Source organism: Pseudobacillus sp. 179-B 2D1 NHS (genome assembly GCF_045370945.1).
Taxonomy (GTDB): Bacteria; Bacillota; Bacilli; order Bacillales; family Domibacillaceae; genus Pseudobacillus.
Window position 1 is genome coordinate 418,806 of sequence record NZ_JBIQDP010000001.1, and the last position, 22,235, is coordinate 441,040.

At 33.5% G+C, this 22,235-nt stretch carries 23 protein-coding genes and 10 tRNA genes; 2 read left to right on the top strand and 31 right to left on the bottom strand.

The annotated features are described in order from the left end of the window. Positions 1-6: 6 nt before the first annotated feature. The 8 genes from ACH0BF_RS02190 to ACH0BF_RS02225 form a co-directional block, all read right to left on the bottom strand. Complete coding sequence (locus ACH0BF_RS02190) at positions 7-930, bottom strand: phage head morphogenesis protein (protein WP_406908756.1); 924 nt, start codon at positions 928-930, stop codon at positions 7-9. After that, positions 911-2,443 carry a phage portal protein gene (locus ACH0BF_RS02195; protein ID WP_406908757.1) on the bottom strand — a complete coding sequence of 511 codons (1,533 nt, stop codon included), beginning with the start codon at positions 2,441-2,443 and terminating at the stop codon, positions 911-913. Before ACH0BF_RS02195 ends, ACH0BF_RS02190 begins: the two co-directional genes overlap by 20 nt. 12 nt (positions 2,444-2,455) lie before the next feature. Continuing rightward, positions 2,456-3,919 carry a phage terminase large subunit gene (gene terL / locus ACH0BF_RS02200; protein WP_406908758.1) on the bottom strand — a complete coding sequence of 488 codons (1,464 nt, stop codon included), beginning with the start codon at positions 3,917-3,919 and terminating at the stop codon, positions 2,456-2,458. Then, positions 3,919-4,227, bottom strand: coding sequence for a hypothetical protein (locus ACH0BF_RS02205; RefSeq protein WP_406908760.1), 309 nt, complete (start codon positions 4,225-4,227; stop codon positions 3,919-3,921). The genes terL and ACH0BF_RS02205 overlap by 1 nt, the downstream gene beginning before the upstream one ends. A gap of 80 nt (positions 4,228-4,307) precedes the next feature. Next, a complete protein-coding gene (locus ACH0BF_RS02210) occupies positions 4,308-5,288 on the bottom strand; it encodes a DUF2971 domain-containing protein (protein WP_406908761.1) in 981 nt (326 codons plus the stop codon). Positions 5,289-5,429: 141 nt separating this feature from the next. Beyond that, positions 5,430-6,302 carry a tyrosine-type recombinase/integrase gene (locus tag ACH0BF_RS02215; RefSeq protein WP_406908762.1) on the bottom strand — a complete coding sequence of 291 codons (873 nt, stop codon included), beginning with the start codon at positions 6,300-6,302 and terminating at the stop codon, positions 5,430-5,432. A gap of 280 nt (positions 6,303-6,582) precedes the next feature. Further along, positions 6,583-7,050, bottom strand: coding sequence for a terminase small subunit (locus ACH0BF_RS02220; protein ID WP_406908763.1), 468 nt, complete (start codon positions 7,048-7,050; stop codon positions 6,583-6,585). A 72-nt stretch (positions 7,051-7,122) separates the two neighbouring features. Beyond that, positions 7,123-7,320, bottom strand: coding sequence for a hypothetical protein (locus ACH0BF_RS02225; protein WP_406908764.1), 198 nt, complete (start codon positions 7,318-7,320; stop codon positions 7,123-7,125). A gap of 357 nt (positions 7,321-7,677) precedes the next feature. Here ACH0BF_RS02225 and ACH0BF_RS02230 point away from each other — a divergent pair, with 357 nt between their 5' ends. Next, complete coding sequence (locus ACH0BF_RS02230; RefSeq protein ID WP_406908765.1) at positions 7,678-8,046, top strand: hypothetical protein; 369 nt, start codon at positions 7,678-7,680, stop codon at positions 8,044-8,046. A 401-nt stretch (positions 8,047-8,447) separates the two neighbouring features. Here ACH0BF_RS02230 and ACH0BF_RS02235 read toward each other — a convergent pair whose 3' ends face one another. From ACH0BF_RS02235 to ACH0BF_RS02250, 4 genes are all read right to left on the bottom strand, one after another. Next, entirely contained in the window at positions 8,448-8,723 is a 276-nt protein-coding gene (locus ACH0BF_RS02235) for a hypothetical protein (protein ID WP_406908766.1), read from the bottom strand. A gap of 228 nt (positions 8,724-8,951) precedes the next feature. After that, positions 8,952-10,022: a hypothetical protein gene (locus tag ACH0BF_RS02240; protein ID WP_406908767.1), complete on the bottom strand. Its 1,071-nt coding sequence runs from the start codon at positions 10,020-10,022 to the stop codon at positions 8,952-8,954. Then, the gene (locus tag ACH0BF_RS02245; RefSeq protein WP_406908768.1) at positions 10,022-10,546 is read right to left on the bottom strand and encodes a hypothetical protein; all 525 of its coding nucleotides are present in this window, start codon (positions 10,544-10,546) and stop codon (positions 10,022-10,024) included. The genes ACH0BF_RS02240 and ACH0BF_RS02245 overlap by 1 nt, the downstream gene beginning before the upstream one ends. Positions 10,547-10,550: 4 nt before the next feature. After that, a complete protein-coding gene (locus tag ACH0BF_RS02250; protein WP_406908769.1) occupies positions 10,551-10,757 on the bottom strand; it encodes a helix-turn-helix domain-containing protein in 207 nt (68 codons plus the stop codon). Between the two features lie 146 nt (positions 10,758-10,903). Between ACH0BF_RS02250 and ACH0BF_RS02255 the strand changes: the two genes are divergently transcribed. After that, the gene (locus ACH0BF_RS02255; RefSeq protein WP_406908770.1) at positions 10,904-11,050 is read left to right on the top strand and encodes a hypothetical protein; all 147 of its coding nucleotides are present in this window, start codon (positions 10,904-10,906) and stop codon (positions 11,048-11,050) included. A gap of 242 nt (positions 11,051-11,292) precedes the next feature. On the opposite strand, the gene ACH0BF_RS02260 is transcribed toward ACH0BF_RS02255, so the two are convergent. From ACH0BF_RS02260 to ACH0BF_RS02350, 19 genes are all read right to left on the bottom strand, one after another. Beyond that, a complete protein-coding gene (locus ACH0BF_RS02260; protein ID WP_406908772.1) occupies positions 11,293-14,139 on the bottom strand; it encodes a hypothetical protein in 2,847 nt (948 codons plus the stop codon). A 485-nt stretch (positions 14,140-14,624) separates the two neighbouring features. Further along, the gene (locus ACH0BF_RS02265; RefSeq protein WP_406908773.1) at positions 14,625-15,281 is read right to left on the bottom strand and encodes a hypothetical protein; all 657 of its coding nucleotides are present in this window, start codon (positions 15,279-15,281) and stop codon (positions 14,625-14,627) included. 25 nt (positions 15,282-15,306) lie between these two features. After that, positions 15,307-15,516 carry a hypothetical protein gene (locus ACH0BF_RS02270; protein ID WP_406908774.1) on the bottom strand — a complete coding sequence of 70 codons (210 nt, stop codon included), beginning with the start codon at positions 15,514-15,516 and terminating at the stop codon, positions 15,307-15,309. Between the two features lie 65 nt (positions 15,517-15,581). After that, on the bottom strand, positions 15,582-15,797 hold the full coding sequence (locus tag ACH0BF_RS02275; protein ID WP_406908775.1) for a hypothetical protein: 216 nt from the start codon (positions 15,795-15,797) through the stop codon (positions 15,582-15,584). A 74-nt stretch (positions 15,798-15,871) separates the two neighbouring features. Continuing rightward, positions 15,872-16,267, bottom strand: coding sequence for a hypothetical protein (locus ACH0BF_RS02280; protein WP_406908776.1), 396 nt, complete (start codon positions 16,265-16,267; stop codon positions 15,872-15,874). Positions 16,268-16,573: 306 nt separating this feature from the next. Next, the gene (locus ACH0BF_RS02285; RefSeq protein WP_406908777.1) at positions 16,574-17,020 is read right to left on the bottom strand and encodes a hypothetical protein; all 447 of its coding nucleotides are present in this window, start codon (positions 17,018-17,020) and stop codon (positions 16,574-16,576) included. Positions 17,021-17,193: 173 nt separating this feature from the next. After that, positions 17,194-17,769, bottom strand: a complete 576-nt coding sequence (locus ACH0BF_RS02290) for a helix-turn-helix domain-containing protein (RefSeq protein WP_406908789.1) — start codon at positions 17,767-17,769, stop codon at positions 17,194-17,196. A gap of 541 nt (positions 17,770-18,310) precedes the next feature. Further along, a complete protein-coding gene (locus ACH0BF_RS02295) occupies positions 18,311-18,964 on the bottom strand; it encodes a hypothetical protein (RefSeq protein WP_406908778.1) in 654 nt (217 codons plus the stop codon). Positions 18,965-19,719: 755 nt separating this feature from the next. Further along, positions 19,720-20,748 carry a tyrosine-type recombinase/integrase gene (locus ACH0BF_RS02300; RefSeq protein ID WP_406908779.1) on the bottom strand — a complete coding sequence of 343 codons (1,029 nt, stop codon included), beginning with the start codon at positions 20,746-20,748 and terminating at the stop codon, positions 19,720-19,722. Between the two features lie 169 nt (positions 20,749-20,917). After that, a tRNA-Arg gene (locus ACH0BF_RS02305) sits at positions 20,918-20,991 on the bottom strand. A gap of 108 nt (positions 20,992-21,099) precedes the next feature. Then, positions 21,100-21,171 (bottom strand) — tRNA-Asn (locus ACH0BF_RS02310). Between the two features lie 6 nt (positions 21,172-21,177). Next, positions 21,178-21,251, bottom strand: a tRNA-Ile gene (locus ACH0BF_RS02315). Positions 21,252-21,262: 11 nt separating this feature from the next. Beyond that, positions 21,263-21,336, bottom strand: a tRNA-Gly gene (locus tag ACH0BF_RS02320). A 149-nt stretch (positions 21,337-21,485) separates the two neighbouring features. Then, a tRNA-Ser gene (locus ACH0BF_RS02325) sits at positions 21,486-21,575 on the bottom strand. 3 nt (positions 21,576-21,578) lie between these two features. Continuing rightward, positions 21,579-21,652 (bottom strand) — tRNA-Met (locus tag ACH0BF_RS02330). A 20-nt stretch (positions 21,653-21,672) separates the two neighbouring features. After that, positions 21,673-21,745, bottom strand: a tRNA-Ala gene (locus ACH0BF_RS02335). 83 nt (positions 21,746-21,828) lie between these two features. Next, positions 21,829-21,902, bottom strand: a tRNA-Arg gene (locus tag ACH0BF_RS02340). Between the two features lie 20 nt (positions 21,903-21,922). Beyond that, a tRNA-Gly gene (locus ACH0BF_RS02345) sits at positions 21,923-21,997 on the bottom strand. Between the two features lie 75 nt (positions 21,998-22,072). Beyond that, positions 22,073-22,154, bottom strand: a tRNA-Leu gene (locus tag ACH0BF_RS02350). Positions 22,155-22,235: the final 81 nt, after the last annotated feature.

The window sequence follows — 22,235 nt, forward strand, 5'->3', positions numbered from 1 at the left end:
TTTTATTTAAGAAGCAAGATTCTTTTCCCACTCAGTAAATGTCTGATATTTAATCATTTCATTTTTACCTGCATGGGGATTTTTTGCTTTTCTCACAGATGGTTCAATGCCATCAAAAACGGAAATCATATCACATCTGCAATTAATGTCTTCCTCTGCCCGTCCAAACCTTCCCGGTGACTGTGCTTTTGCACCACTTTTAGAAACAAAAGGATCATCCACTGAAACAATTTGACCATCTAAATGACGATGAGTATCACGGGTTTTATTGCTTAAAGTTGCAAGCCACATCTTTTTCATAATCACACCCTTAGAAACAGCATGATTCATAGAATTTAGATTAGCCATTTGTGAAGAACGATGTGTTTCAGTTTGAACAATACGAATTGCTTTGTTTTGTCCAATATTCATCTTTTCAGATACAACCTTCGCCATTTTCTGATAGGAATGCCCTTGAACTAAACCAGAAAGAAGAGTCTCTTTCAATTGACGAATTAACAGTTTATTATTTTCCTTTGTGCGCTCATCCCATTTGATTGCATCCATCTCATTAAAGATAATGGAATCTAATACAGACGGATTAATCATTGTGTACATACTAAAACCGGCTAAAGTCTCAATAACATAACCTTGATAATAATATGACTTTTTATAAATATCTAAAATTGCATTCTTAGTATATTTAATTTGCACCTTGGTTAAGGAATTAATATGGTCAATCATCTTCTTCTCAAGTACTGCCAACCGGTTATATTTCTGCATAACTTCATGACGGACAATTCCACGTTCTCCATACTTTTCAAACATATTGGCAAGTTCTAATTTAATAGCTTGCATTGCTTTCAAATACTCTTTACCAATTTGTTTTTCTGAAGAACTTTTGATTGTTTTAATAATCCGCTGATACTCCTTAAACTGCTTCTTGTTCATCCTCTTCACCTTCTTCTAAATTGCCGGTATTAAATTCATCCTCAACATCAGAATATGGATTAGTAAAAGCAGTCATTGAAGCTTCAGCATCTTCTTTCATTTGCTCAAGTTCATAATCAACATCGTCCACAAAAGAAAGAAGAGATAAGCGAGTACGTTCAGAGACGTTACCTTTTAAAGCTGTACTAATTTGCGCTTCATACAGATAATCAGTCGGAAGGTTTCTTTTATATGTAAAGAACACATCAAGATAATTAAGATCAACCTTTTGTGTATTCCAAACGTGGCACACAAGATACATCATTTGAGTTAACGAGGTATTAAATTTGTTTTCAAGTGTTTTACATTTATTATCAATCGCCATCAACTTATATTTCATGGCGATTCCTGAAATATTGCCAGCAAAGTCCTCCGAAGTGAAATCAATTGATTGTCCGAAACGATTGATGTTCTTTTCAATCCGATTTAAATGATTTTCTACTGCTACATCGTTTAGATCTTTCGTTAGGAATCCAACTTTACCGCTTTCACTTTCATTATATAAGGCTCCGACTTGTTTTAATTTATCCATTAATTCTTTAGTCGGTGATTTTCCACCAGTGAAAACAACATAAGCTAAACGCAAAGCTTCAATTTCACTATTTATGTCGGATAAAGTGTTATCATATCCGTCAATCAATGGTTCGATTTTTTCAAAGTCTGATTGTTCTTCATCATTGTTGCGAAATTTGACGATAGGACACATAGGGAAAACATGCTGCATTGGATTTTTAGCATATTCCATATCCAGCACATACGGATTTTCCTTCTGTACTTTCTCATCAGTTGATTGAATCCAATAAGAAACATTATCCTTATCGAAAAATTCAACTTTTGTAATCATTTTGTCGTTATCATCTAACTCCTGATAATAGCGTAAAGCATAGATGACAGCATTGTTTGAATCAGTAATGAAAATGGTTTCCCAAGGTGCAACATTCGCTACCCGTACATGTGGAGTTACAATAGTACCTAAGATTTGATTTTCAATATACAGTTCAATACCGGCATGACCGGCAATCGAAACAAGTTTCGTTTGTTCTGCTAATGTATCCGGCAAATTATTTAGCTTCATAAACTCCTTCATCTTATCCGAATGAGCTTTATATCGATCATTCTTCATGCCAACAATAGCATCAAACACTTTCTTCATCATGGAAGGCGGTTTCTGCTCATAACTGTTTTTATCAATTTCAAATCCAATAGGAATACCGCAGAAATACGATACCTTGTTATTAATAATTTCACCCACAAAATCATTGTTGAGCTTATTATTTACCTTCTCATAATCAGGAACTTTCCGTGTTTTAATTGGAACTCCTACATCTGTTGCAAGATAGCGTTGATAAGACTTCCATGTTTTTTCTTTAATTGGTGCATGGTCTTTAATTAAACGGTCAATCATTTTACCCGTTAGTTCTTCACCTTTATCAAGCTTCTTTTTTATGTAATTTTGAACGGCTGTATTCCCCATTAAATCACCTCCTTAAAATATGTCTAAAGCTTCCCACTCTTTAGCTTCGATAATCATTTCGCATAAACCGGTTAAAGTATCCGGTGCATCATCATGTACGGATTTCTTTGCTTCTTTTTGATACGAGTTAATGTCTTTATAGAAATCCTTCCATTTGATACTCCAATCTTCGGGAAAGAAAACATTATCCATGACAAATTTTGAATTAGTTAAGATACGAGCCTTCTTATTTTTCGATTGATGGAACCATTCAACATAAACACTTCTGGTTTTATGTACGTCCCACAATAAACGCTCAACATTACGAGCAAAACCACGTCCACCATTATTTGATTCAATTTTTGCATGTCTAACTTTATTTCTAACAAAGAATTTTGCTGTTTCCGGCTCGGTTACTTCCATTCCATCTTTCGTATAATACACATCAGTAATGTACAATTGACCTTTATAAAGACCAGCTGTAATACTACAAAGCCAATCGTTACCCATATCGGCTGTATCTGTATAAGAAATGATATTATCGAAATTCACATTACCATCATTGTCATATGGTAAATCAGCTTCAGAATAAGTTTTGAGATTCTTATACAACTTCCCTTTTTGATCTACTGGTGATTGGTGGTAGTTCGCTGCAAACACCAAAGGATCAGAATTTCTTTTTAAATACAAATAACGCTCTTTTGAAAGAACGTCCTCGCATAACATTTCATCATTCAATTCATCGTAAGCTTCCATATGAAGGACATACCATAAAGGTGCATCTTCACTATCAAGGATTCTTCCACAGGGATCACCTTTAGCCCATCTAGTCATATTCATGATTTCTATAACATCAGATTCGGCACGACTAATAAATGTTCCAGTATACCATTTCCATACCTTATCTAATGCTGCTTCATTTACGGCTGTTTCATAGTCTTTTACCAGGTCGTCACAAATAAGGATATTTCCGCCTTTTCCCGTGATACCTCCACCTAGTCCAACACCCTTATATGAAAAGTATGTACCTTCCAAAGCCCATTGTTGAATAGCAGCATTTCCATCTTTTACTTTCGCATTAGGGAAAATATCACTAAAATCGTAATCCAATGGCGTATTTTTCTTTGTTTTGATTCCATCCCGTGTATAACGTGAAAAATCTGTTGCCATATCATCATTATAAGATGCTGTAATGATACGATTATTGATATCTTTACCAAGCAACCATTTCGTATAATTAACGAGTGTGCGTGATTTGCCATGACGGGGAGGAATGTTCATAATAAGCTTCTTATATGGCTTATTATTGTAAGGGTTAATAAGAGTACCTTCATAAAGAGCTTGAAGAGTATCACATATTTCCTTCAGATATGTACGGTGATCAAGATAGAAGTCAGGTTCAAGCAGCTTACAAAATTCCCATAGACTGCTACGTGCCTTCCTTATATTCAATTCCCTTTGTAATCTTAGTATTTCTTCTTTTTCATTCCGGCGCATTAAATCACCCCGTAATAATAGAAAGAAACACCTTGACCGTAAATTGTGATCTTATTCACTTCAAAGTTACTTAATTTAATTGATTTCATAGCATCATCATTAGGATTAATTAGTAATTTAACACAGTCATTGATCTGAATCTTAAATAATCCAGTTGGATCAAACATGCCATCTTCTAATGTTGTGCCGCCTTCACTTTTAGACGTGAAAAACAATTCGGATAATGAAGTATTAAAAGGTATTTCTGTTTTCCAATGTGTTGTTTTCTCAAAGTCCTCATTTGAAACAATAGTTCCTCTCTTACTCAATTCATTCACTCCTTTTATATTTTGGGCATAGAAAAAGACGTTCACCTAAATGTGAAACGCCCTAAATACTTAACATCAAATTACATAATTTGTTCTGATACTAACTTAAATTCATTATTTTTCATTTTCATTTGAAAAACTGAAACTTGTTTTTGTTGAGCTATCGGCATGATCTTTTCTTTATCTTCTTCTGTTATTTTACTTCCTAGATAAATTGCTTTAGGCTTGAACAATGGACTGTTGAAACCAGACCCTTTACCAAGTGGAAATGTCATTCTCCATTCTTTTTCATATTTCCACTCATTTGATTTAAATAAAGCTCCATAAGTAATCCATAGATTATTATATTCACTTTTGCTTTTAACCGCTTGCATTATATAAGGAGTCATATCAAATATGTTATCAGTATAAATAACTGGCTGTAAATTCCTAACGAGTCCTGGATCAATATGTGGTTGTTTAAAATCATATTCTATACAAAAACCAGTATGATTTTTGGCATAGTGACTCCACATTAAAATAGAATTATTACATTTGCTAAAACAAGTAAGAAAAATTCCTGATTGATATCGTTCGTTTCTTTCCTTTAAATACTCTTCATGTATTTTATCGAATACATTATCTACGACTCTCGTTATCTCTTTAATTTTTTCCGGACTATCTTTAAACTGTTCATCGAATGATAATCCAAACTCAAATATCTCTGTAAAGCTTTTACCCTTCATTTGCTCAATTTGTTCATCACTTAATTCAATACCATGTTTTTCGCTAAGAGAAGGAAGTGTATTAAGCATAACTGAAGCCAGTCTTTCTTCCGCATAGGTTTTACCATCCATTGTGGAAAAACAATCGTACGGATCATTTAGTTTGCTTGCATTGTTAAACCAAACAGTGTCATTTTCAAGATTGCTCAAAGCCTCATTACTAACAGCCCTGTACTTATATAAGGAACTTGGAATATTTTTCCGTTTTAATTGCATAGCCTCTTCCATTTTCATATCTTTTACATTCTTTGGATACATCAAACTTACATATTCATCTATCCACTTTTCCCTTTCCATAATCAACAACTCCTGCTAATTTGGTTTAAATCCCCCTTACATTATAAGCCAAATTAGGACGAAATACTCCAATTTTTATAGTTATTGTATTTCAAGGAGGATGACAAAAAGAAAAGACAGTCGTAATAGACTATCCTTTATCTAGACATACAAATCATCTATAGCTATATTTAATTCATTCTCACTAGCCATTGTGTAACGCTTAGTTACTTCTATTGTTTCGTGACCAGCAAGCTGTGATACTGTTACAATATCGAAGCCTTTTTTGATTAAATTCCGACAATACGTATGCCTTAATTCATGAGCGTGATGACCATACTTCTCAATAATACGTTGAGCCGAACGTTTAGACATTCTCTTATTATAATTAGACAAGAACAATGCTTCATTATCATCTTCTCTTGTATCTAAGTATCTCTGAATATGATAACGTGCTTCTTTTGGTACTGGAACTTTTCTTTCCTTATTCCCTTTACCAATAACCGTTACATTTCCATTTCTTCTTAAATCAATATCATTTATGTTTAAGGCAACCAATTCACCGATACGAACTCCAGTAAAAGCAAGCATGTAGACAATAGCTACATTACGTAAATTTCCATCCTTTTCAACTTTTCTCAAAATAGAATGAACTTCATTACGCTCTAACGATTTAGGAGCAATATTAGTAACCTTCTGTTTCTTTACTCGGTTAATATCCTCAATGATATTTGGACGATTAATATATTTACTTAACACACCAATCACACCAAAGATACGGTCAATAGTTGAAGCTGAACGCCCTAATTGTTCAAGGTGCTTCATGTATTGCTGAACATCGAAACGTGTAATATCCTCAATATTTGAATTAGACTGTTGTAACCATTCATCAAGCTTCTTTAATTCCCTTACATAAACATCAACAGTTGAGACAGCCTTTCCTTTATCCAATTGATTTAATTCAAACCGTTTAAAGAAATCGCTACTTCCATTAATTACTTTTAAGTTATGTACTTTCGTGTCACTTTTTTTCACCTTTCACGACTTCCTTTCCCCCATATCTTACCTAAAGATTAAAGGAAAGTGTCATAAAAGTCAACTTTCGTGACACTTTTACTTTATAAATCTACTTCTTTGAATAATTGTCTTCTCTCCTTTATCATCAACAAAGATAATCGTTTCATCATTACAATTACCACATGTATAAACATGATAAATTCCATCCTTTATATTAGCAGCGTGAAATATTCGATTGAATTTCATATTTAAGCTACAACATAGACAATTATAAATACTCATATGTATTAGCTCCTTATTAATGAACTTCCTGTTGGTCTTCCTCTTCAGATTTATATTGAACAGTCTGTGTACGCTGCATACTTTCAAGTTGCTTCTGTAGTTCTTCATCAGATAAGTTAGAAAGGTCATTCTCCTTATTTTCATGAACATGAATTTGTTTACGAATACCAATTGTGTCACCTAAAGCATCCAGTAACATTCTCTTTTCATTCACTGATTCAGCTTCTTCATTATATAAACGTAAATATTCAGCTTGTACAAAGTCTTTTGTAATTAGAGAAGCTAACTCATACTCCTTCTCTTTCCTCTCTATTTCCTTCTTTATCTTCACATTCTTTAACAAGCGAGATGCCTGAGAAGCAGCTGTATCTGTCGAATATCCTGCACGTATAGCTGACTCCGTGCCGTTTCCTGTCTCCAAATATGCATTAACAAATTTACGCTGTTGAAACGTCAATTCACCTTTATTTTTCCTTGTTACCATTGAATCTATCACCTCACCTTAACATCAATATTTACAATGATATCTAATCACATTTATTTACTACTTTGCTTTTCACTTCTTCAATCGTTCTTGTACAGCCGGAATATCTCCTAAATCTGCAATCATCTCATCAAATTTCTTCAACTCTTTTGCTAAATTCCCATGAAGCTCAATCATTTTCTCCTGAGCTAATAATGCCTCTTTGTCAGAAATAATATGCTTTCTATTTATAACTTGATCAATCATTTTCTTTCTATCTGCCCTTTTCATTACTCTTCACCTTTCCTTTCTACAATTTCAATAATCCAAACAATATTATCTAGTTCTCTCATCACATTATTATATTCCTGTAAAACGATAACCTTCTCTTCCTTTGACAACTGTTCATTTTATTTGGTGTTGTTAAATATTAATGTTGATATTTCATTAAAAGAAAAAGAATCTATTTATGAGTTCTTTCTATAAAAAGCTTCTTCAACTAAAGCCCCATTATTGTAATAAGAAAACAATAAACTTTGTGTAAACGATAATGACGAAGCATTAATTTTCCCAAAAGAACGAGCCAGTTATTATTTTTTGTTAATTTAGTATAATAAAAGTATTAAAAATTTAATTGGAGGTAATAGAATGGTTTCAAACCAAGAGTTAGATTCATTAATTGAACGTTTAAAAAGTGATTCATCAGATAGAGAAGGTACAAGTCCGCACAGTTGGGGTCTTAGTGGTTATTTAAAACAGCTACTAAATGATGATAATTTGGTGAATGATGCTGCAATCGGTTCAGCAAAAAAAGCAGTTGCATCAGGCATCAATTCATTAAGCGATGCACAATTAAAAGCACTAGCACTTGATATGCTAAAAAATGATACGTATATGGCAGAATGTCCTAATGATTGGTGTGGCGAAAGAATTGCATGGGGCGATATGAATATTGCATTGTGGGAAGGACAATGCTATCACTGTGTAAATCGCCAAGAAAAAATAGAGCGTGAATAGCAATTGATGCTTTAAGTTGTTCTATTAGTAAAAGGAGTACAGCTTGAACAGGTGCTGCAATAGCAGAGGTAGAAGCTCTGTTATTATTTACGCAACCTAGCATCGATAAAAGCCCAAGAGCATGTTTGGAAATTTTTGTTCAAGCATGCTCTTTTATATGTATTTTAATACTGAGTTTAATCGTACTAATGTCTCGCAAATCTCCCCAATTAATATTTTGAATTTTATCTTCCCCTCTTCTATTAACCTGATCCGTTGGCTCAATAAGAAAATCAACGACTTATTTAATACTAAACTCTTCATTTGCTTTAGCTACGTTCTTGATTCTCCTTATTAATATTATTTGAATTTAGAACACAGTAAATTATGTTCATATATCATTATGGTTTATAGCTTTGTTCTTAAATTTTTTTCTCCTTAAATTTATCGATTGCTATTCCACCAAAGTACAATGCCTTTAATTGTAATAATAACAAGCTGCTTCTAATTTTTTGTTTTAAACTGTTTCTTTTATATTTCCTATATGAAGGAGGTCTGTTTTCGATTATACTCAATGCCTTCTCCATGCCGTTTGCGAAGTAAACATCTTGCGCAGTTTCAACCTTCATATTATTTAGGTAATATGCTACCTTGTTCACTCTATTTTGCAGAGATTGATAATTATTTCTCTTACCCACTTCATATTCTCCTTTCGATTCTCAGATGTAATATTCTCTAATTGTCTGCTTTTCAATATTAATTATAATTTCTTTAACATCGCCGCCACACTTCTTGCACTGGCTTCTTTTTTTTAAAATACTCATACAATCCTCACAGTAATAATTTTTCATATCCCCTTGTAATCCCCCTATTTTGATATATAATTATAATTGGATCATTATTGCTTTTTACCAAAAATAAAAAGATTAATCTTTAGTATCCTTTATTTTAGTCAATGCTTCTTCATATTTAGATTTTTTAATTTCAGCCTTTTTAACAAGTTCCATTATTTCATCTTCTGTTTTTCGTCTATCATTTTCTTTCCAACTTTGAAGGCGTTGAATCAGATGTGGATTATCTAAAAAGATCATAGAAAGCACATTAGCTAATTGAGTTACATGTTGTTCTTCATACTGTCGAGCTGTTAAGCTATCTTTATTGGTGTAATCAATATCCATGAATTTAACGGCACTGTGTAATATTTCGTGCAGCAAGGTATTATATTTTTGTCTATCGCAAAGATTCTTCTCCAGACTGATCTGACGAAATTTATCACTGTAAAGCCCACTTAGAGGTTTTACTTCACTTCCAAGTACGTCATTATCACTATCAATCCCAATAATATCTTCCTCATCAAGTACCCAAATTTCTCGATGCCCAATTCTAATAGATCGTTCTTTTTGTTTAATAATAGGTGCAGAGCACAAATATTTAATCAAGCCTTCATTTTCAACTAATACTTTAAATAAGTCCTCAGACAATACTTTAGCTTTGTCATCTGTCATCTTTATACTCATAAAGGTGCTTGCAATCTTCAATAAACAAAAAACGAGAACAAATATCTTTTGTATATGTTCTCTGCTCTTATCGATAATGATAAAGTTGTTATTCTGATCCAGTGATTCCTTTCCATTCATATAATAAATATCAAAATACATCCCAGCAAAACTCAGTCTTTCTATTTCTTTTTCTCCTTCAAAAAATTCAATCAATTGAGGATTATCGAAGAAGAATAGATATAATCCTTTGGTAATCTTCTGTAGGTCAATATCTGAAAAATAATCATCATCATTCAACTTATCCATTATATGACCAAGCACACTTATAACTCTTGTATCCTTATGATCCAACTCATTTAATAGGATGATGTTATCCCAATCTTTAAAATAATCTTTTGCACCAGGTGTTGCACTCATCAGCTCAGAGGTAGTAAGGACTCCATAAATAGTCTCCTTGATTTTTAATCGTTCAACTACTAGGTTATTTTCATCTTGCATCAGTTGATCCCTCCCGTAGAATATACTAAACGATAACTTATGTATTCAGGTACTAACTCAGTTCGCTTCATACTTTCATACATGTTTTTACCGAATCCTGTTCTTTCTTGGAACAACAGCCTCTGAATTTCTTCAGCAATTTTCAAAGAACGATGATCAACCTCATCGTATGCATGATGAACAAGAATATCGATTATGATTTCTTGCTTAGCATAAAGGTGATTCTTCTCCTCTTTAATACGATCTCCTAAATAAGCACAAATTCTGCACTTAATCTCTCCCTCTAAATCTTTATACTTATTTGTCGGCTTAATTCTATCTTTAATAATCTCAAATGCACGTTGTCTTCTATCTTCAGGAATACCGCTGGATAGCTCAGTTTTCGAAGATAATATATCTGGACGAATTCTCTTATCTAAAACATTGTCTCCACTATGCTTCGCTTTATAAAAAAGCAACCGAAGCAACTCCTCATCTTGAGATAACCTTTTATATAAATTTTCTGCTTGTTGCACTAATTGCATCCACTTAACCTCCTAATTTTTCTTCCAGTTCTTTAATTCTACTTCGGATTTCATTTGTAACCGGTGAAACATTTCTCTCCATCCGTGATAGATGCGGTTGAGAAATACCCAATTCGTTAGCAAGTAGCTCCTGACTAATATCATATAGTGTTCTAAACTGTTTTATTTCGTTCTTTTTCCTAATCAGAAACTTCAATTCTTCATTCGTCACGTAACTCCCTCCCTTACTATGTTTGATATTTTATACATAAAAAAGACAAACCAACTCTAAAATGAACATTAAGCCCTCCCTTAACCACACGCCTTCTATGTTATTCTTATACTGGCAAATAAAAAAACACCAAGGAGATTCAATCTATGAAATTAGAAGATAAATACACCGTTATACTTAAAACCGAGCCATCTAAAATTATTACAAGTGAAAAGGATATTGAAGAGAGAATAAAGAAGGCTGTTAAACTATTGGTTAATGAGCTGATATTAAATGGACATTTAAAAGTTTAAATTTGACATTTAACTTTTCTCTGTTAAAATATAATTACGGGATCGTTTATAAGTTCTTAAAATAAAAATATTATGAAGGGAGAACAGTGACTACTAATCCTCTTAATTGATGTTTGTCAGGCGACAATTGGTGTACACTTCGCACTCTATTCTCTTCTCTCCACTTACTAACCTTTAAACACAAAGAAAACCCTTATATATCAAGGGCTTTCTAATTTGTTGCGGAAATTTCCAGCTATTTTCTACTGTTTTTTGAAAGCATTTAGGAATGTTTCTTTATGATTCTTGTACAAGCTGTTCCATAATCTTAATTGTTGATGTTTGTTTAAAGTAGCAAACATTGTATCTGGCTTTACTTTTTTCTTTGAAACCTTCTCATTGTAAAAACTCATTACATCAATGATCTTTTGATTTCTCTCTTCGTCTTTCTTTTTGCCTTTGTAATCAGCATATACTTTTTTAATTTCCTTCTCCATTTCACCAACTAATCCATTGATTGAATCAATTTGTGATGAATTAGTATTTTTCAAATTCTCTTTGTTCAACAATCTTTCTACTTCAATATTCTCTTTCTGATCTGCATACGGTAAATTCTCCATTTCCTTATATAAGTAATCCATAGGGCAATTATAAGGCGTAATACTGTTCTTAATATTGTTGTTTTGGCTCACATATTTAAAGAATAACGGTTTTGCATCTATAATCTCTTTCACTTTTTCTTTCTTTACTACTTCTCCTTTTTTATCCTTGATTTCTTTTTCAATTTCAATTTCTTTAGTTTTTGAAATAAAGCTTTTTTCAATGTGGCTGATCTCTTTATTCATATCAATATCAAAGAACTTCTTAGCCATATCAATAGCAATTTCACTCAGGATAGTTGCAACAGAAACTTTCTTCAAGAGAATATCTAAATCATTCTTATGTTCTTTTTGTTTTAACTCATCCCAATATACACTCATAATCTCTTGTCCTAGATTGACCACACGACCAATATACGACTGGCTATTACTTAATGAATTATCAATTTTGCACATATCAGTATTATTTAATTTATATGGTAATTTTTTTGGCTCAACAGCATTATTACATACAAGATATTTTCCATAACATTGTTCGGCTATTTTTTGAAGACGTTCATCCTTGAATAAAACCACGCTATCAGAATCAAAATCACACCCACTGAGTATGGATTGAATGTTGAATTTAACGGAATTTACACAAACAATGTTCTTAGTCAGGTTAAAGTATGTATTAATCATATCGTTTTTAACTACTTCACCTATAAGCACGTTAGAAGGGCTTGTGTGCGGATTTCTCATGCACGTTACCTTATCTCCTTCATTAAACATTGAAGTATGTATCTGATTGCCTGTGAGAGCTAATTTTGGCTTATTAACGTCAAATTTTCCGATAGCATGATACAGAAACTCTACAGGATTGCCAAAAAGTACAGCATAATCTCCACGTAACCGGATTTTTCCACGTTGAATATTAGTTTTGTATCTATTTATTTCAGCTTTACGAAAATCTCTAAACAGTTTAGTCCGTGCAATTTCTTTATTAATCTTGTACAGGTCAACTAACATCATGTTACTGTCCATATTAGAAGCCGATTTTTCAAGGTACTCAACAAAGAAATCATCATCATTCTTTAATTTTTCAATGTATTCTTTCTCGAATGTTGTTAGTTTCTCAATATCTTTTCTTTCCATAGGCATTGAATTAACCATCTGATAGGAAGTTTGATTCACAATGTTGCCTTCAAAGTCAGTACCACGTTTACTTTCCTTCTCATGTTTAACTACTCCAAATATATTCCCTTCACTTTTCACTAACTCTTTCCAGTGATTAAACATTTGCTTCTCATACTTATTTTTATGCTCTTTCCAAAAATTTTCCCAAACTTCCTTATCCTTTTTTAAACCATTATTCTCAACAAATACATCTGCAAATTTCAATGCTTTCAGTGATGAAGGTGTAATAATCAACTCAATATCTTTAGCAGCGATTGTTTCACCGTACATGTTTTCAATTTCCCATTCATCATAATTCTTACCTTTTGGACAATGTTTTTTAAGAAACTTTTGAATGTGTGTGCTGAATGAAGCCGATTTGAACATATGATTGCGTAACAATTTCATGGACTGTCCGTCTTCAAAATATTTAGCATCGAGCAATGATTCACCGTCAAACAATGAGTTAGATACTTTTACTGGTTCTTCAAAGCTATCAAGGAATCCAGTATCTTTATTCTTTCTGACAACATTACACGTTTCAGTAAATACACTTTCTACATCATCAACAATCAGAATCTTATCTGCATCAATCTTAATTGTCTTTTCCAACGATGAGCCGACCAAACTTTCATAAGCCAATAGAGAAGCTAGATCAATGTCTTGATTCTTTTTGAATGACAAGTTCATTCTTGACCACTTTATCATTTTATTTTTTAGTTGTTTTCTAATGAATAAACATTGTCCTGTACGGCTCTTTGCAGATGAACGCTTATACACTTCATATGTAGTAGTTTTAACAACTTTGCCCGTTTCCTTGTCCGTTTGTTTAATAACAAATCCATTTTCATATAGATGTTTACGTAATTCACTGGCAGTCATTTCATTCCACTTATCAGAACCTTCATTTGACTCAATTTCACTCTTTAATGCTTCAAGCTTATCCTTACTTGTTTGTTTCTTCTGGATGATCTTTTCTACCTTTTCAATTTCTTTTACCAATTTCTTTTGTTTCGGTTCTTCCTCAAACTGTTTCTTTAACCCTTCTAATTTTTCCTTTAGTGCTGCAAGTTCAATTTTAATTTTTTCTTCAATGTTAGGAATTAATTCTAAAATCTTTTCCCCACTCTTTACTTTAGAGTCAAACTTCACATTGATAATATCATCACTGATTTGCTTATTAGGTTGACGCTTTGACGGGATTACTTTTAATCCTGTTTCTTTCAACTTGATTAATTCTAATGAGTAAGGAATCATACCAATGTATTCTCTCTTGATGAAATTACCTCTTACCATATGCTCCATAATCTGACTAGCTTCCATTGATGGGATATATACAGCTCCATTTGTCGTCATAAATAACACTCCTCCATATATACGATTTAATTTCGATTCTCAATTTTTGAATGTTCATTTTGACATTCTCCTTTTTCGCCTTTTGCATCGGCTTATTTGTGTTTAATTGACCCATATAGGGTTGCTAATATATGTGATTAATTATCACGCTGCATTTGTTTAACTATCGACTGACATGATGACTACTGAAACAGGATAAATTACGTTTAAACCTCACATTTTAACCACCTCCTCAAAAATAATTATTACTATATAAACAAACATTTTTAATTAACGGGGGAAAACTCGTTTTTCACACGTAAAATACTGGATATTTATATGTATCTTTATATGTATCTTATATATTTATTAACTTATATATAGGGTACTCCTAATGCTGCATTGAGCGTACTTTAGGTTTGCATTTTAAACCCTCACCTTTGCATTGAGAGTACCGATCCTTGCATCAGCCGTACTTAGGTAGAAATGGCGTAAAATCAATGTTTTTAATGTAGTGAATCAGCAACATAATAATGATTGTTATATTTAGTAATAATCAATTCATCAGCTTCATTATGCATATCAGTTGATTCAAGTTTGTGCTTTACCACTTGGATTAACTTTAACTTTTTCAATTGTTTATTTGCATTGTGAACATACTCTTTAGAAATTCTTAATCTATCTGCTAAAGTATCCATTGCCACAAAGCAGAAACTTCTATCTCGTTCCTTGTCATGTAAATTAATATGTGATTTGTAGTACCAAACTTGTCTGAAAGCATATTCGTTTATTTGATCATTCTTCCAGTAGTTAAAAATGTCAGCATTGAGCATAGTGAAATGTTCATCCTCGCTACACACTTTTTCATTGAAGATAATCGTTAAGTATCCTTTTGTCGGTAATTTTGGAATCTCTTCTTCAATAAGTCCCAATTTATAAAACTTCTTCATTCTCGTTTTGAATGTTCGGTTATCACTTATCTTACAGAATCGCATTAACTTTTTATGATCTAATGTAATTTTCTTATCCTGAAAGTTACGGAAGTATAAGAAGCATAAACGGGTATAAAGAACAAATTCAGCGTTACTTAGATAATCCTCTTCATTTCTCACTACTTTTGTCGGTACTTTCACTTGAAGCTTTTTTTTAACTTTATCAGTCAATGCCTACTCCCCTTCCATATATATATTAAACTAATCTCCTTTTGACTTCGGAAATTGCGTCAATTAATAAATCTGATAAAGTTTTAAATTCATCTGGAATACCTCCCTCTTTTGGATATCTAATGACATACCCAGCTAATTCTTCTAACGTTTCGAATAACTCCTTATTATTCATTTTGAAAATAGTCTCAATATTAACTTGTTCGTCACTCATCAACTCATTAAAAATTTTCATTCTATATTCCTCCTAACTATTTATGTAAGAGAGGACAGAAGCGCCCTCTCATATATTGTTTCTCTTTAATAGATTCCTAGTTTGTTTAGCTCTTTGTAAAATGAATTATACGTTTCATCGCTAATCGGATAACCAATACTGCAACTTTGGCAAATAACTTTCTCTTTAGAAAAATTAATTTCAACATCTTTATCTTGCTGACAACTCTGACAAAACATTCTTTCCTTTATAACTTGATTACCAATTGCACCTTTAATTTTCTTTTTGATTTGACTATTCACTTTATTACACCCCCTTTTTATTTGATATCCCTTGACCACTGAAACAGACATTACTACTTATGTAAGTGCTTTGCTCACCTCCTTTCATTTTCTTTATAATTGATTATTTCAAAATGACGTATTGTGCCATCCAAATAGTTCTTAATAATTCGATGAACAACTCTTCTTATTGGCATATTCCATTCCACTGATAGAGTTTTTAACATTTCATAATAAGAAGTTTCAAAAGTTGCATGAACAAAAACTCCCTCATTGTCATATTCAACATCTTCATAATAATTTTCACGTATTAATTCTCTTTTAACGGTCATACTAGATAATGCAGTTATCGAAAGATTTTCATCCATAGCTTTATACTGAAGCTTCTTTTTATCTTCCAAACTCAACTTAAATTTAACGTCATGTTTGGAATCAGAACGTTTTTTTCGTCTCGCATTTTTATCTTTTAAAATAATTTGAACCCTCTCCATAGCGCTATCCCCTTCCATTATTTTTTAAATTTTTGAAAATAGCCCATGGTCTTTTGGTCTCTTGGTCTTCTGGTCTCCACTTTTTGAGTAGGGAGGAAGAGGCTAAAATTATTAGGAAATATCAATTTGCTGTTCTAACCATTTTTTATATAGAGGATAGGCTGATTATTGCCCGTCTTCATTGATTTATATAATAATTAAAATGATATTATCTGTTGACTAAGAGTTTATAAACTTGTATATTAGTACTGTAGGCGGCATATAACGTAATTATATAAGTAGTAATTGTTTGCCTATTAGATGATCTTAAGCAATCTCGCACATTGCTTTATCATCATGAATAAACTCTTCTGGTGCAATCTTTACGTCAACTACTTTAAAGAAGTATTTTTCGTTCGGACTGTTGATAATTACTAAATTTTCCAAATCAATTAACTCTTCATTTAATTGAGAGTTTAGCTCAAAAAAAGCATCTTTTTTGTTTGTGGATTCTACTTCAAATAACCCACATTCCCAAAATCGAACAGTGTTATTGTCAAAATCAAAACACATTTCGGTATCAGTCATACAAACATCAAATACAAAGCTTTTTCCCGATTTATTGTAAAGATACTGAATACCTACTCTAGTCGATGGATCAGCTGCTAAGTAATTTTCTAAATTGACTTTACCTAAAGGACTTAACTTATATTCTATAGCAACCCACACTTTGTTCTTTATTTGATTAATTACTTTATCTTTTACGTGATTCATGATATGACCCCTTTTTCCCTATATAGGTAAAATTTTCTAGACTGTGTAAAAATACAGAGTCTTATTTGTGTTATCGACATGTTTAGAAGAGTGTTTAGTGATTTTTAAAAATATGTTGTTGTCAAAAAGCAAGGGCTAACCTCCCCCTTAGAATTCTTACCTAAGGGGACTAACTAGTCATCATTATACTTCATTACCAATCTAGCTAATTCACTTACAAATTCATCATCATATTCAATTAGATCCACAGCATCCCACAGAATATTCGCTTTCTTGAAATCTTCTTCTAATAATACTCTAAGTGTTTTTTCTAATAAACTTAATTTTAAACCTAACCTTTGGTGACTATCTTCGGTGTAAATAATTTTCCTGAAAAGCCTAATGATTAAATCATCCAATTCCTCAAGCTCTAATTTACGTCCGGGCAATTTTTGAAATCTTTCTAATCCCTCTATTACTTTTTCATTAACGTAAATAAATTCTATATAGTTCTTATCTTCTTCGGTTAGCTCTTTAGTAAAGAACCTCTCTGTTACACCAAAGAAACTAGATAATTTAGGCAAATGTTTTTTAGAAATCGGTTTACGTCCACTTGTCCATTCAGTGATCAACTTTCGACTACACCCTAGATAATCAGCTAACTCTACATTTTTAATGTTAAAAGTTTTAAGAATATAGCTTAAAGCAGTTTCCTTTTTTTCTGTATTTATAATTTGTCCCCCCTTTTTTGGACAATGTCCACCTTTGATATTTTCATCATACTAGCTTTACATTACTAAGTCAACAATTTTTTGGACATTTGTCCACCTTTTAAAAAAGAAATATTTTGTTAATAGAACCCCCGTTTATCAAATAAAAGGCACGGTTAACTTTGGCTTTATGGATGAATCACTTAAATAACGATATATAATAGGTTTAAATAACATCCGAAAATATTAACCCCTACTTTAACATAAAATTAAAAGGCAAGGGATTTCTCCCTCACCTTAAAGTTCAAAGCCAACTTTCGGTGACTAATTTATCTACAACTGTCAGAACAACAAACACTCTTGATCGGCATTTCATTCCCCTGTTTTATAGTACCATCAGAAGCCCTTACATTCATTTTAACGGCTTTTAGCACTGCCCTCTTGGATATAAAGTCGTACTAAAATGCTTTACAGGGAATTTTCATTAGCAGGTAGCGTAAACCGATTAAACTACAATATATAATAGGAGGTTTGAGCAACCCCCTTAATTTATAAAAGATTTCTTTTAGCAACTTTTCTCCTCTGCTGTTATATGGCTTTTTCATTGTACAGGATTGTTTTCATGATTAAGAGTGAACCATAAGCCACTTTCCTTGCTCATTACCATATTGTATTGAATATTATTAACAACCTTAGATATCCTTCCACCACTCTTAACCGCTTCTTCCGCTGTAAGATCATTCATTAGAATGCTTCCTCTCTCTTCTGCCGATAAATCTGGATTGGTGACTGCTACGAGAATTCCAGATATTATCATGTGATTTAAGAAGTCACTATCATTATTAAAGCCATCTATTCCTATGCCTACATCTTTTATTAATCCTGTTTTTTTATTCACAACACCCATTAACATCAAAGAATCGCTAAATTGATGTTTTAATATGTTATAATCTCCTCCATCTTCAATGCTTATGTTTAATTCACCTAAGTTGCTTTCTGGGAACTCTTGTGAAGAAACAGTATTAAAAGCGCTTGTGAATTCCTCCACAGTCATTCCAATGTCATATGACTCTTCTTCAACTACAGGTTCCTCCTCGATTTGAACATCTTCCTTAATATCTTCAATATCTTCCCCTTTTGCATCTTCTGCTTCTACAGACTCAGATTCGACCGTTTTAGACTCCTTTACTTCACCACATGCATTTAATACAAAAACTACCATAATACTTAAAATTAAAAACAATAACTTTTTCACTACGTTCCCCCTCTGTACCCCTAACATAAATCATTTGTACTAAAACAAAGATACCATAATTTTCAAAAAATACACATATCTTCTTTTGTCGAAAAACATCCTTTTTACTTGACTTGATTATTTTACCCTTTTACTTTTGGTTGAGTGGTATGGACAACGGCTTGGAAGCAAGGTTGTTGCCTATGTTCAAATGACTAAAAAAATCAAATGAACACAGACAACGACACTTTTGTATATCGGGTTATGGAATCCGTATTGTTTAGCCCTTGTTTGCCGGGGAATATTCTTCCCAACATTCTACTGCAACAGATAGCCCTAGCAGGTTCAAATACGATTATGCACACGTATTTTACTTGTGAATGTCTTGCAGGTATATCTACCTCTATCCTTCCACTCCTGACCGTTAATGGTCGTCAACACCATTCAGATACAAAGAGAAACAAGGAACTCATTATTTGTATCCTATCCCGAAATTTGCAGTAGGTCGGTCAACCTTGACGTAATTTATTTTAGTGTGCTTAACGGCAACTCACACTGAAACTCCCTTTTCTAAAAAAGACAATAGGAAACTAATCCCCTTGCATTATATTTTTAAAAAATTTATAATAAGGGCAACTGATAAAGAGTTTCTTATTTAGTTTTTAATAACTGATAAGGGTAAAACTCACAAGAGAGGCATGTGTTCGCAGCACATAGTCTCTTTTTTGTGTTAACTTTTAGGATTATATTATTTTAGAAACTTTCTTTACTTAATGTCATTTAGATAAATACTTCCTTACTGGGGAGTATCTGTTATGTTGTTTGTTGATGTGCTTTATTTCCATTTGAACATACTTGCGAGACGTCTTAATATCAGCATGATCTACAATTTTTTGTAATGTAAAGATATCTCCACCATTCATAATGTAATTTCTACAAAAGGTATGCCGAAACATATGTGGATGAAGTCTTTCCACACCAATTTTCTTTTTAATACGGTTTAACCTTCTCCTAAAAGCGTCTGCAGTGAAAACTTCGCCATAAGCATTATAAAAAATATATTCACATTCCCCGAAGTAACCAGATGTTTCCCTATGTAATTGCTGCAATAGTTTAGCGACTTCCCTTGTAACAGGAACATCTCTACCCTTTCTATTTTTGGCAGTCTGTGAAGGTATGTGAATGGTAAGAAATTTAAAATCAATATGGTCGAGCTTCAAATTCACCGCTTCATTAATTCGCATTCCTGTATCTAAGAGAAGCAGAATTAATACTTTATCTCTCCATTGAGCGTATTCTTTTGTATCATAATGACTCAAGAGTTTATTAATTACTTCATCACTTAAGCCTTGTACCTCTTTTTGCTCGTCATCTTTTACCTGTTTAATATTAGCAATAGGATTTGTATAAAGAAGGTTTTCTCTAAACCAGAAGTTACACATTGTTTTTAAAGTCCTAAGGCGTATATTAATCGTATTTACTGAAAGTCCAGGAGTTTCTTTCTCCCGTTTCTCAATCCCTTTATATGCCTTTTTAGTTTGCTTCATATAAAGGATGTATTCACGTATTATTTTTGCTGATAGGTCTGTAACAAAGTTTACTTCGTACTTATACTCTTCTAAAAACAATTTCAGGTACTTTATGTGGTTTCTATACTCCCCAACAGTACGTGAACGGACTCCTTCTGCTTCTTTTGCTAAAATAAATATTTCTAACGCTTCATTTAATGTATAGTTTTCCACTTTCTCTACACTAGATTTTTTTTTACTTCCTCGTCCTCTTTTACTTACATAAGCTCTCCCCATAATGAACCTCCTAACCACAATAGAGAATTCCATTAAAGATAGCTTCTCGTTCCAAAAACGTCCAAATTTCTGTCCTACAGTCCAACCAAAAAAAGGTTGATATATGTCAGACACTCTGGAATATTTCTAATCCAAAGAACCCTGATATATCAACCTTTTTAATGTTTTACGCGCCTTAGAGGATTTGAACCTCTGACCTGCAGCTTAGGAGGCTGCTGCTCTATCCTGCTGAGCTAAAGGCGCATTTAATATAAAAATAACCCTTCTTTTCTTCTTTATATAGAAAAATAGGGATTTTCATTTAAAAAAGTGGTGACAGCAGAGAATATCCTTTTCCTTACACAAAAGTAACTCCGCAGGCAAGATTCGAACTTGCGACCGATCGGTTAACAGCCGATTGCTCTACCACTGAGCTACTGCGGAACAAAGTGGGCCTGAATGGACTCGAACCATCGACCTCACGCTTATCAGGCGTGCGCTCTAACCAGCTGAGCTACAGGCCCATTTATGTAAATGGAGCGGGTGATGAGAATCGAACTCACGACATCAGCTTGGAAGGCTGAGGTTTTACCATTAAACTACACCCGCATAAAGAATTGAATGAGCCTAGCTGGATTCGAATCTAGACATGCCGAATCGGTAATTCGATGCGTAAACACTTCGCTACAACCGCCATTCTCGCTGTTGGCTCATGACGGAATCTAAGTTATTAGCCCGAGAGGAGAAACTTCTAAGAACGGAGGAAGGGGGATTCGAACCCCCGCGCGGTTTAACCCGCCTATCGGTTTTCGAGACCGACCCCTTCAGCCGGACTTGGGTATTCCTCCATATAGCGGCGGAGGGGATCGAACCCCCGACCTTGCGGGTATGAACCGCACGCTCTAGCCAGCTGAGCTACACCGCCAAAATAAATGCTAAAATGGATGGAGCCTAGCGGGATCGAACCGCTGACCTCCTGCGTGCAAAGCAGGCGCTCTCCCAGCTGAGCTAAGGCCCCATAATCGAATGAATGAAAATGTTCAATCAACCTAGAACAAAAAATTACTTCTTTGATTGATTGTTTTTCATTATCAAAAACAACGCGCCCGAGAGGAGTCGAACCCCTAACCTTTTGATCCGTAGTCAAACGCTCTATCCAATTGAGCTACGGGCGCAAATAAATGTATAATATCGCTGGAGCGGAAGACGGGATTCGAACCCGCGACCCCCACCTTGGCAAGGTGGTGTTCTACCACTGAACTACTTCCGCGCTTGAACAGGATGTTCTGACTTCTGTGTTCGTCACAGGACGTGACAGTTCTTAACAGAAGATCCTGAAAAATGATGCGGGTGAAGGGAGTCGAACCCCCACGCCTTGCGGCGCCAGATCCTAAGTCTGGTGCGTCTGCCAATTCCGCCACACCCGCATATAAATGGTGAGCCATGAAGGACTCGAACCTTCGACCCTCTGATTAAAAGTCAGATGCTCTACCAACTGAGCTAATGGC